Source organism: Emticicia sp. CRIBPO (assembly GCF_009905725.1).
Lineage (GTDB): Bacteria > Bacteroidota > Bacteroidia > Cytophagales > Spirosomataceae > Leadbetterella.
In genome coordinates, this window is sequence record NZ_JAAAKV010000005.1 from 269,642 (window position 1) to 281,919 (window position 12,278).

Sequence of the window (12,278 nt, forward strand, 5' to 3'; positions counted from 1 at the left end):
ATTTTACCTTAATATAATGAATATGAAAAAAAATGTATGGTTCGTATTGATCACGCTTCTCTTTTCAATACAGATTTCAGAATTATCGGCACAAGCAAAGAAAGGATTGTATACCGCTGAGCTGGGTATACAGGCTTACACTTTCAGAAAGAGTTTTCCCCAGGGAGTGGAGGCTACACTGGATTCTATCAAAGCGATGGGTTTTAAAGAAGTAGAAGGAACGGGCGGAAAAGTGACTCCTGAAGAATTCAGAAAAATGTGTGACGCCAGGGGCCTTGTGATTCCATCTACCGGGGCGGGTTACGATGAACTGGTTAAAAATCCGATGGAAGTAGTCAGAAAAGCCAAGGTGCTGGGAGCTAAATATGTCATGTGTGCCTGGATACCTCACAAGAGCGGTGCTTTTAACCTGGATAATGCTAAAAAAGCCGTGGAGGATTTCAACACTGCCGGTAAAATACTGAAAGAAAACGGACTCACTTTTTGCTATCACATCCATGGATATGAATTCTGGCCGTATGAAGATGGTACTTTATTTGATTATATCGCCAAAAATACCAATCCTGAATATGTTTCTTTTGAACTGGACGTGCTTTGGGCCATTCATGGCGGGGCAGATCCCGTATCACTGATCAAAAAATACGGCAGCCGCTGGAAACTTGTTCACCTGAAAGACCTTAAAAAAGGCGTGAAAGGTGACAGAACAGGGAACACTCCCCAGGAAAATGACGTGATTTTAGGTACAGGTCAGGCGGATATTGCGGGTATCATCAGGGAAGGAAATAAAGTGGGCATCAAACACTTCTTTATTGAGGATGAAAGCAACCAGGTGAACTACCAGGTGCCAAGAAGCATTGCCTATATTAAAAGCCTGAAGAAATAATAGACAGGCCTTTTAAGGCTGATTTTACAAGGATATGGATAAGGAATTAAGACCTTTTTGGGGTAGGTTCTTTGGTTTTAACTGGAAATTCGGACTTTTTTTAATTCTTATCATTTGTGTTCCGCGGTTTTTCCTGGTGCTGAATGCCAATGCTTCGGGAAATTACGGATCGATAGGCCTGATCATGCTTATGTCGGCCATTACCCCTTTTATTTTTCTGAGCAGAGCCGGGCAAAAGAAGATAGGAATAACCAGACCAAAAAACTATAGCTGGCTTTTGATCGCATTTATATGTGGATTGATCGCCAGTGTTTTGCTCTATCTTACCGGGCACATACTGTATGGAAATTCGTATGAAAACTGGTATAGTTATATCGGGAAGTCATACAATATTCCGGCAGGGATCAATGAAGGGGATAAAAAGATACTGTTCGTGGTCATGGCTGTTACCGGTATGACCTTCAGCCCGGTTGGCGAAGAATTATTTTTCAGAGGAATTGTACATTCCGCTTTTGAAAAATCGCTGGGAAGGAAGAAGGCCTCGATTATTGACAGTTCGGCCTTTGCTTTGACCCATATCTCGCATTTCGGGCTGGTGTTTATCAACGGAATCTGGCGTTTTTTCTTTATGCCCGCCCTGATCTGGGTACTGAGTATGTTTTTAGTGAGTATCCTGTTTTTTGTTTTCAGAAAACACTCAGGCTCTATCCTGGGATCAATCCTTTGTCATTCGGCCTTTAACCTGGGAATGATCTATTGTATTTTTTATTTGATGTAACCGTGGTACGATGTTCATAAAAGAAAAGAGCGAAGCCTTACGACTTCGCTCTTTTTTATAAGTAATCCTGAGAAATATATCAGGAATGAATAGATCTGTTTTCTGTGGCTGCCAAAGCTGCTTCTTTCACGGCTTCCATATAAGTCGGGTGAGCATGTGAAATACGGGCAATGTCTTCTGCACTGGCTCTGAACTCCATGGCCGTTACAGCTTCTGCAATCATGTCAGCGGCTCTTGCACCGATGATATGAACTCCGAGTACTTCATCCGTGGCTTTGTCCGCCAGGATCTTCACCAGGCCGTCTACATCACCGCTGGCGGTAGCTCTTCCCAAAGCTTTGAACGGGAACGAACCTGTTTTGTAGGAAACACCAGCTGTTTTCAGTTCTTCTTCTGTTTTACCCACAGAAGCCACTTCAGGCCAGGTGTACACCACACCCGGAATCAGGTTATAATTGATATGCGGCTTCTGACCTACGATGGTCTCAGCTACAAATACACCTTCTTCTTCCGCTTTGTGGGCTAACATCGCACCCCTGATCACGTCACCGATGGCATAAATACCCGGCACGTTGGTTTGCAGAGTATGTTCATCTACCAGTACCTTACCTCTTTCGGTGCTTACGCCAACCGCTTCGAGGTTAAGGTTATCAGTATAAGGTCTTCTTCCTATAGATACAAGGCAATAATCTCCTTTTATTTCAACAGGCTTGCCGTCTTTGTCTTCAGCTGTCACCAATACTTCTTTGCCCAGGTTTTCAATTTTGGTCACTTTCGTGTTGAAATGGAATTCAGCACCCAGTTTTTTAACTGATTTCTGAAGCTCCTTACCCATGGTTTTATCCATGGTTGCAATCATGCTGTCCGCAAATTCCACAAAAGTTACTTTGGCTCCGAGTCTTGCATAAACAGAACCGAGCTCAGCTCCGATCACACCGGCACCGATGACGATCAGGTGTTTCGGAACTTCCTGAAGGTTAAGGGCTTCTGTTGAAGTGATGATACGGGTTCTGTCATAATTCATGAACGGAAGAATGACAGGCTTCGAACCGGTAGCAATGATGATATTTTTAGAAGTCAGTTGTTGTTCAGAACCGTCTTCCTTGGCTACTTTGACCGTGTTTTTGTCTATGAAGGAACCGAAACCATTCACGACGGTGATCTTGTTTTTCTTCATCAGAAAATTCACACCGTTGTTCATTTTTTTAACGACTTCGCTTTTCCTTTCGATCATTTTCTTGATATCGGCTTTCACTTTACCTACGGTGATGCCGTGTTCTTCAAAATGATTCACAGCATTGTAGTAATGCTCTGTAGAATCAAGAAGGGCTTTTGAAGGAATACAGCCTACATTCAGACATGTACCTCCAAGAGCATTGTATTTTTCAATAATGGCTGTTTTTAAACCCAGTTGAGCACTGCGTATCGCAGCTACATATCCTCCGGGGCCTGAACCTATTACAATAACGTCGTATTCCATTTCAAAAGATTTAAAAAGCGTTGGCTTTTAAATTAAAAATTAAACCTGAAGCAACATTCTCATCGGATCTTCAAGCAGTTGTTTTACCCTCACCAGGAAGCTTACCGAATCTTTACCGTCGATCGTTCTGTGGTCATAAGACAAGGCAATGTACATGATCGGTCTTATCTCCACCTGACCGTTGATGGCCACTGGCCTTTCCACGATATTGTGCATACCCAGAATCGCAGATTGAGGGGCATTGATGATCGGAGTAGAAAGCATCGATCCGAAAATACCACCATTGGTGATGGTGAAGGTACCTCCGGTCATTTCTTCCAGGGTCAGTTTATTATCTCTTGCTTTGGTAGCCAGTTTAACTACCTCGGCTTCAATTTCAGCGAATGACATTTTTTCGGCATTTCTGATCACAGGAACGACAAGTCCTCTTGGTGCAGAAACAGCGATGGAGATATCAGCGAAGTCGTTGAAAACCACTTCGTCTCCATCGATATAGGCATTTACCACAGGGAATTCCTTCAGGGCTACTGCACAGGCTTTGGTGAAGAATGACATAAAGCCAAGTCCGACACCATGTATATCTTTGAATTTGTCTTTGTACTGCTTACGAAGATCCATGATAGGTTTCATATCCACCTCATTGAAAGTCGTCAGCATGGCTGTTTCGTTTTTAACCGCTACCAGTCTTCTGGCGATGGTTTTACGAAGCGAAGACATTTTTTCTCTTCTCGAACCTCTCGGGCCTGCAGCTACAGTAGCGGCCGGAGCAGAGGCAGCAGCCGGAGCGGCTTTTTCTGCAGGTTTTTCAGCTTTGATGGCATCTTCTTTAGTGATTCTTCCACCTACGCCTGTTCCGCTTACTGCGGTTACTTCGATGCCTTTTTCTGCCAGCACTTTAGAAGCGGCAGGAGAAGGGTGGCCGGTTGCGTAACTTCCGTCTTTTGAAGGAGCTGCGGTCTGGGCCGGGGCAGAAGGAGCTGCAACAGGAGCCGCTGATGCTACTGCACCACCCACTTCTATTTTAGCGATGACTCCGCCGATAGGTATAGTTGATCCTTCAGGAGCTACGATCTTCAATACACCGGCTTGCGGAGAAGGAAGTTCAAAAGTAGCCTTGTCAGATTCGAGTTCACAGATAATTTCGTCCATGGCCACAGCATCTCCGTCTTTTTTAGACCATGAAGCTATGGTAACTTCAGTGATTGATTCACCTACAGTAGGCACTGTTACATCAATGATGCTGGTTGCAGCGGCAGGTTTGCTTTCAGCGGCCGGTGCGGCAGCGGGTGCAGCAGCTTCTGCAGCTTTAGGGGCTTCAGGTGCGGCAGCTCCGCCGGTCTCTATGGTGCAAATCGGAGCTCCTATTGCAAGGGTTTCTCCTTCTTTTGCTAAAATTCTAAGAATACCGTCTCCTTCAGCAGGTAGTTCGAAGGTAGCTTTATCGGACTCAAGTTCACAAATAACTTCATCCATTTTTACGAAATCGCCATCTTTTTTTACCCACGAGGCTATCGTTACTTCGGTTACTGACTCACCTACCGAGGGTACTTTCATTTCTATTGCCATGATCTACAATTTAATTCAATTCAAATGCTTTTTCTAATATTGCTTCCTGTATTTCGTTATGGTTCTTGGTATAACCGGTCGCAGGAGAGGCACTTAATTTCCTTGCAATGACATCTTCATGTCCCAGTTCAGGGAATTCTCTATGCACAAATGACCAGGCTCCCATGTTCAGAGGCTCTTCCTGTACCCAGATCACCTCAGCGTTTTTGTATTTGCTAAGATGGTCAATCACCTGATTTTTAGGGAACGGATGCAATTGCTCTAATCTGATGATTGCAATGTCCTTTCTTTCTGTTTCCTGTTGTCTCTTAAGAAGGTCCCAGTACACTTTACCAGAGCAAAGTAATACCCTTTTCACTTTTTTAGGATCTGAGTAATCATCACCGATAGTTTCTTTGAATGAATTATTCTCAAGGAATTCTTCAATTGGTGAAACAGCTCCGGGATGTCTCAACATAGACTTCGGAGACATGTGAATACAAGGCTTACGGAATGGCAAAGTCAGTTGTCTTCTCAGCATATGGAAGAAGTTGGCCGGCGTAGTACAGTTGCAAACGAACATGTTATATTCAGCAGACAACTGCAGGAATCTTTCAGGACGGGCGTTAGAGTGCTCAGGCCCTTGTCCTTCATAACCGTGAGGTAAAAGAAGTACCAGACCGTTCATGGTATTCCATTTCGATTCAGTAGCTGAAATGAACTGGTCAATCATGATCTGTGCACCGTTGGCAAAGTCACCGAACTGTGCTTCCCAGATGACGAGGGCATTAGGGTTAGCCATGGCGTAGCCATATTCATAACCCATTACCGCGTATTCTGAAAGGAATGAATTATAGATCTCAAATTTACCCTGACCTTCTCTGATAGCCGTCAGGTTGTTGAAAATCTGGTTGTTATTGATATCGTGCAAAACAGCATGACGGTGAGAGAAGGTACCTCTCTGCACATCCTGCCCGGTCATTCTTACCCATTTGCCGTCGTTCAGGATAGAACCATAAGCCAGAAGCTCTGCAGCAGCCCAGTTAAGCGGCTTATTCCCTGCAAAAATCTCTTTACGTTCTTCCAGAACTTTTTCGATCTGCTTGATAGGCTTGAATCCTTCAGGAATAGAATAAAGGGCTTTCCCGATCAGGTCAATGTCTTTTTTAGAGATACCGGTTTTAGGAGAATATTCAAAATCCGTAGGATCAGATCTTCTCAACAGACCCCATTCTTTTTCAAGCTTAGGTAACTGATAAGGCAGCTGATTTTGTTTCACTTTGGTCAGGATGCCCTGAAGGTTGTCATCAAAATCGCTTTTCAGTTGTTTTGTTAATTTCTCGTCGATATCACCACCTGCTTTGAGTTTCTCAATGTAAATCTCACGCGGGTTCGGGTGATTGTTGATGATCTGGTACATTGTCGGCTGGGTAAACCTCGGCTCATCCGCTTCGTTGTGTCCGTGTTTACGGTAACAGATCATATCTACGAATACGTCCCTGTTAAACTCCTGGCGGAATTCGATGGCCAGTTGCATGGCATAAACCACAGCCTCCGGATCGTCTCCGTTGACGTGGAAAATAGGCGTATCTAATATTTTGGCAACATCCGAACAGTAAACACTTGAACGGGCGTCATTATTATCTGTCGTGAAACCGATCTGGTTATTGATGATAAAGTGGATAGAACCACCAACATAATAGCCCGGAAGGTTTGACATCTGTGTTACTTCATATACAATACCCTGTCCGGCCAGTGAGGCGTCACCATGGATGATGATCGGAAGGATTTTGTCATAGATATCATCGAAGTTGTTAGACTTCATCCCTGCACTTTCAAAGTGAGCATCGGCTCTGGCACGGGCATAACCCAAAACGACAGGATCAACGGCTTCAAGGTGGGAAGGGTTGGCCATCAGCTTCATCGAAACCCTCTTTCCTGACGGTGTTTCGATCTGGCTTGAATAACCCATGTGATATTTAACGTCACCATCGCTGTACTCAAGCGTCGGAACGTTTTCTACGAATTCATTAAATACCTGATCATAAGGCTTTTGAAGAATGTTAGTCAGTACATTCAGACGACCCCTGTGAGCCATACCGATCAATACTTCTTCCACACCCATTTCAGCCCCTTTGAGGATAGCGGCGTCAAGACCCGGAATGGTTGATTCGCCCCCTTCAAGAGAGAAACGTTTTTTTCCTAAAAATTTGGTATGCAGGAAGTTTTCAAAAGCAACAGCCTGGTTCAGTTTTTTCAGGATCCTCTTTTTCTCATCAAGACTCGGTTTGAAATTAAGGTATTCAGTTTCCAGTTTTCTTCGGAACCAGCCCTTTATCTTACGGTCTCTGATGTATTGGTATTCAAAACCGATATTGCCTGTATACACTTTTCTGAGGGCGGTATCGATTTCTCTGAGGGTGGCTGGTCGGCCGAACACCTCAATACCTGCTTCAAAAACAGTGTCAAGGTCACTATCTGAGAGATTAAAATCCTTTAATTCAAGATTCGGATTAAACTTTCTGACAGGATAAAGCGGGTCGATGGTGGCCATCATGTGGCCCCTGGCACGCATACCTCTGACGAAGTGCACCACTTCAATTTCTTTTAAAACATGTCCGTCGGGTTTGGTGCTTGCGGAACTGGTTGCTGCGGCTGCGGTATGGCCGTTGGTATTCCAGGCTTTTGAAAACTCAAAGCCTTTGAAGAAATTTTGCCAACTGACGTCGACCGACTCCGGATTACCCAGATATTGTTGGTAAAGAGAGTCTATTGCTGCTACATCGGCATTGGCAATATATGAAAACTGATCCATTATTAATTATTACTAATCGTTGGCTGAAATTTTATGCAAAGTTATTATTTGACATTGAATATGTTAACAAATATCTAATGTAATTTATCTTAAACTGATTATAATTATTTTACAAGGGTGATAATCTTGTGTTTTTCTTATAATTAAGGCCCCTTTTAATTAAAATCATTGAATTTTTTAAAGACCTCCTTATTTTAAAATATTTCTGACTGACCTTTTTCCTGTTCCGCTCCGCTGCTGTTATATCTGAATAAAAGCTGAAATACACCATTCTGGTTTTGAGCAACCGGACTGTTCAGTTCATTTCTTCCATAATTGGAATCATATGACAATCCCAGATTAATAGTACGGGACACTTTAACTTCAACGAAAGGAATCAGGTTTTCGTTTGAAGTAGTCAAACCAATATCTCTCATCCGGTAAGAAGCCCCCAGGCACAGCCTTTCAAACAGCCAGGCTTTGACATTGACGTCAAACATTTTCTGGTTGGTAGCTACGCCCCCGAGAACATTGGCATGAAGGTCCAGACCGTCGACAGCATTGTATAAATAACCCAGGTTGATGAACAAGGGTCTTGATTCGGTGATTCTTTTTGAATAGAAAGCCACGGGGTTGGATACCCCCAGCCAGGCATTCTGATATTTAAAGAGGATGCCAAGTCCGGCATATGGAGAAACGCGTTGTTTTCCGGCTACGGTGATGACATTGGGTTGAACAAAAATACCGGTGTTGACCCCGAATTTAATGGTGGCATCGCCCAGTTCGAAACCTTTGGCATATCCGAGGGTAATGCCCGTGCTGATGAGGTTGCCGACATTGGAGCGGAAGCCCTGGAACGAAAGTCCGGAATTATTGTACAGCTGGCCGTCGATGGCCACGATCTGCGAAACCTGGTTGGGTCTGATGGTTCCGTTGAATTGGTTGCCCAGGATACCTTTTAAACCGAATGAGCCGTTTTCTCCCGCTAGGGCAGGATTAAGGGATAAATAATTGAACTGATACTGGCGTGTCAGGCCTGATTGGGAGTAGCTAAGTTCAGTTATAAATAACAGGAATATTAAGAAAAGCCATTTCATTCAAATAATGTTTTTATAAAAATAAAGCCGCTCACAAAGGTAAGCGGCTTTATCAGAAAATGTGATTTTTTTTATTCCATTTGTAAAATTTTAATCTCGGTACGACGGTTTTTCTGATGCTCAGCTTCAGAACATGGTACCCCGTCGGAACAGTTGTTAACCAGCATAGATTCGCCATATCCTACGATACCGGCAATCCTTGTTTTGCTGATGCCTCTTTTAAACAGGTACTCGGCAGTGGCTTTGGCCCTGTTTTCAGAAAGGGTCTGGTTAAAGTCGGCCGGGCTGCGGCTATCTGTATGAGCCCTCAGTTCAACCCTCATTTTAGGATATTGTCTCATGATGCGTACGAGCTTGTCAAGACCGGCTCTGGCGTCAGACCTGATATTGTATCGGCCATAGTCAAAGTAAATGTTCTCGATTTCGACCACATCGCCGGTTACAAACATCAGCAGATCGGTATTTACAGGGCCGTTGTTACAGTTAAGCTTGGCCAGTTTGGTGCTTTTTGAGCCCATGTTGTCCTTTTTACCGTCGATCACGTAGTCACAACCTTCAACCGCAGTAAATTCGAAGAAACCGTTTTTGTCGGTCATCACTTTCTGAATGCTGTTGTCGCATTGGTTGACCAGGGTCACTTCCACACCCGAAAGCCCGTTTTTAGAGTTTTGGGTCAGCACCTTTCCTCTGATGATACAGGTTTTTCCTCCCAAAGGATTTGGTCCGGCTGTAAATTTCGATCTGTCAACAGACGACATCAGCGAATCTACTGCCTGCTTCGGAATTGACATCGGAATTTCAAGTCTTGAGGCCTCGTTATCACATTCGTCGATAGAGAAACTGACGGTGTTAGGACTGTAGCCTTCTCTTACGGCTTTGAATGCATAATCATGATTAGTGTCAATGTTGTCAATCTTGACATTACCTTCAGCATCAGTTACGGCTTCCAGGTTGTTCCCATCCGGGTCTGTGTAAGTGATTTTGGTATTGTCAAGCGGCATTTTGCTTTCGGCATCGTATACAGCGATCAGAAGCTCACAACCTTCTTTCAGCTCACAATCTCTTTCAAATTTGTAAATATCGTCATCATTTCCGCCTCTTTTTCTGTTGGAACTGAAATATCCTTTTTGTCTTACGCCGTCTGTCACGATACCGAAATCATCTTTGCTTGAGTTAAGCGGAGCACCGATGTTGATCACACGGCCTTTTTGTGTTACGCCGTCCAGGTGGGTAAAGAAAATATCCAGTTCACCTAAACCCGGATGTCCGTCAGAAGCGAAATAAAGGTTTGATTTTTCATCTATGAAAGGAAACATCTCGTTGCCTTTGGTATTGACGTCTTTTCCTAAGTTGATCGGCTGCGACCAGTTGGTGCCATCATATCTTGACACATAAATGTCGGTTCCGCCGAATCCGCCCGGCATATCTGAAGCAAAGAACAATAATTTCTCGTCAGGTGAAAGAGCCGGGTGTCCGGTAGAGTATTCGTTAGAGTTAAACGGAAGCTCGGCAATGCCGCTCCAGCTGTCTTTATTGGCTGTGGCAATATAAAGTTTCAGTTTGTTGATACCATCAGAACTTTTCCTGGCTACGCCGTTCATGAAGTTGTTCCTGGTGAAAATCACCTTTGACCCGTCTTTAAAGAAAGCTGCAGGACCTTCATGATATTTGGAGTTAACGCCGTTCAGTTTCTCACTAGCTGTGATAGGCTTGTCAGAAAATCCTCCGCCCCCGATACCAGAGTTAGAGCCTCCTGCGAAACTTCCCAGGGTTCTGGAGTCGTTGGCAGTTGGTTCGGTATATTCGTCGCTACCGACCACGCCGCCGCTGCTTCTTGATTTTTTAGAGCTTTTGGAAGAAGACCCGCCACCTAATCCGGCGTCGGAGCCGCTCAGCATTGCGACGTCTTCAAGATGATAGAGGTCAAGAAACGGGGTGTTGTTCCAGGTAAAAACCCTTTTGATGCCACCGGCATTCTGACGGTTTGAAACAAAAACAAGACCACTGCGGTAATTGGCCGGACTAAAATCAGCAGCGTTGGTATTGATCGACAAATAATCGACTTTGTAACAACTTGCATTTTTAGACAAGACGCTAACGTCGCTGTATAGTTTTGAAAAGCCCTTTCCTCTCGGATCGCTGTCCATTTTAGCGGTATACTTTTCGTATTGTTCCTGTGATTCCTTGTATTTGCCGTTGCTGGCAAGGGCCTGTGCATATTTCAGATATATGCCTGCATTTTCAGCTGAAAGTTCGGTACCTGAATTAGCGATCTCTGCATAAACACGTTCGGCATTCTGGGCATCTTTTACTTTTGAGTAGCTGTCTGCAAGTTTTATTTTGGCAGAGGTCTTCTCAGCGTCGGTTAAGCCTTTCTTTTTTAAAGCCTGCTCGTAAGCATCGATGGCCTTCATATAGCTAAGGTTTTCGTAATGGTGATCGGCGGTCTTCAGCAAGCCGCTTTGTGCGAAACTGCTGAAAGAAAACAGCCCGCAAAACACCATAAATATCCATTGTTTTTTTATCCTGACAGTCATAGTAATATTCTAGAAAGATGGGAGACAAATTTGTTATAGGTTGATATCTGGTTTAGAAATATCTCGGTGTGAGTATCTTGTTTTTGCCGTAGCCGAATTCGTATCTCAGCAACCACTCATGGGTAGGTGTACCTGTAAGTTTGTTGTAAGTAGAGTTGGCATTCGATTTGTCGTTAAGCCTGTTCATGTTGTAATCATAGGCATATCCCACCCTCAGTTGTGGTGTAAGCTGAAGTTCGAACATTCCGACTACAGCGTCAATGGCATCTTGTCCGGATAGCACTGTTTGTGATTTTCTTCCGGAGAAACCGATCGCGATTTTGTCTTTGAACCAGAAGTTGATGTTACCGTCAAATCCCGCCCCGACACCCTGGGTATAACGGATCATGGTCGAAGGCTTCATTTTGATGTTACCTTTTCCGACAACAAAACCCATCATGAGGAAGTAGTGTCTCTGTACTTTACCTGAGACGGTACCCGGAAGTTTCTGCTCAATGATCTGAGGTACAGAAAAGCCCAGGTAGCTTTTGTCATTGCTGATAAAAAGCCCGCCACCTACGTTCGGAATAAGCTTATTGATATTGGCATTGTTGTTAAATGCCGGGTCATTATTGATATCGTTGATCTCCTTGATTTTTGAGAAAGCAAGACTCACGTTGGTTACCCCACCCTGAACACCCAGTGAGAGCGTGGTTCTGTCACCCACTTTTACGCGGTAAGCATAGGCTAGGTTGATACCTGTGTTATTGGCAATTCCGATGGCATCGTTAAATGCGGTCAGACCGATTCCCATTTTTTCGTTTTTGATGGGCATGTCCAGTGAGAAAGAGTGTGTGTTGGGAGATCCCGGAACACCGATCCACTGATAACGGCCAAGGGCGGTTAAACTCAGTACGTCTCTGCTGCCCGCATAGGAAGGATTTATAGCCAGGGTGTTAAACATGTATTGGGAATACATAACCTCTTGTTGGGCGTTAGCCTGAAAGCCAATAGATAAACCCCAAGCAAGCATTACTGCAAGCTTACTTTTTAGTAAACGTGAACTTTTCATTTTTGTAATTTTTAGTAAAGATTCCATACCCTGGTTTTTTTATTTTTCCTGATTTGCCCAAGGTATTGACGCTCAATAGCTTAGCAAAATTAGTATAAGTTTTTTAAAATGCA

General features: G+C 43.9%; 8 protein-coding genes. 2 read left to right on the forward strand and 6 right to left on the reverse strand.

Annotation, left to right across the window (positions count from 1 at the left end; all coding sequences use genetic code 11):
* Positions 1 to 22 precede the first annotated feature (22 nt).
* Positions 23 to 883 carry a sugar phosphate isomerase/epimerase gene (locus GVN16_RS12380; protein WP_166564208.1) on the forward strand — a complete coding sequence of 287 codons (861 nt, stop codon included), beginning with the start codon at positions 23 to 25 and terminating at the stop codon, positions 881 to 883.
* Between the two features lie 34 nt (positions 884 to 917).
* Complete coding sequence (locus tag GVN16_RS12385) at positions 918 to 1,661, forward strand: CPBP family intramembrane glutamic endopeptidase (RefSeq protein WP_166564209.1); 744 nt, start codon at positions 918 to 920, stop codon at positions 1,659 to 1,661.
* A 79-nt stretch (positions 1,662 to 1,740) separates the two neighbouring features.
* Here GVN16_RS12385 and lpdA read toward each other — a convergent pair whose 3' ends face one another.
* From lpdA to GVN16_RS12415, 6 genes are all read right to left on the reverse strand, one after another.
* On the reverse strand, positions 1,741 to 3,141 hold the full coding sequence (lpdA, locus tag GVN16_RS12390) for a dihydrolipoyl dehydrogenase (protein WP_166564210.1): 1,401 nt from the start codon (positions 3,139 to 3,141) through the stop codon (positions 1,741 to 1,743).
* A gap of 39 nt (positions 3,142 to 3,180) precedes the next feature.
* Complete coding sequence (gene odhB / locus GVN16_RS12395; RefSeq protein WP_166564211.1) at positions 3,181 to 4,707, reverse strand: 2-oxoglutarate dehydrogenase complex dihydrolipoyllysine-residue succinyltransferase; 1,527 nt, start codon at positions 4,705 to 4,707, stop codon at positions 3,181 to 3,183.
* A 10-nt stretch (positions 4,708 to 4,717) separates the two neighbouring features.
* A complete protein-coding gene (locus GVN16_RS12400; protein WP_166564212.1) occupies positions 4,718 to 7,501 on the reverse strand; it encodes a 2-oxoglutarate dehydrogenase E1 component in 2,784 nt (927 codons plus the stop codon).
* Positions 7,502 to 7,695: 194 nt separating this feature from the next.
* Positions 7,696 to 8,577: a type IX secretion system membrane protein PorP/SprF gene (locus GVN16_RS12405; RefSeq protein WP_166564213.1), complete on the reverse strand. Its 882-nt coding sequence runs from the start codon at positions 8,575 to 8,577 to the stop codon at positions 7,696 to 7,698.
* A 71-nt stretch (positions 8,578 to 8,648) separates the two neighbouring features.
* Entirely contained in the window at positions 8,649 to 11,114 is a 2,466-nt protein-coding gene (locus tag GVN16_RS12410) for an OmpA family protein (RefSeq protein ID WP_166564214.1), read from the reverse strand.
* A 52-nt stretch (positions 11,115 to 11,166) separates the two neighbouring features.
* Positions 11,167 to 12,192 (reverse strand): type IX secretion system membrane protein PorP/SprF, encoded by a 1,026-nt coding sequence (locus GVN16_RS12415; RefSeq protein WP_310587431.1) that lies wholly within the window; start codon positions 12,190 to 12,192, stop codon positions 11,167 to 11,169.
* Between the last annotated feature and the right edge of the window lie 86 nt (positions 12,193 to 12,278).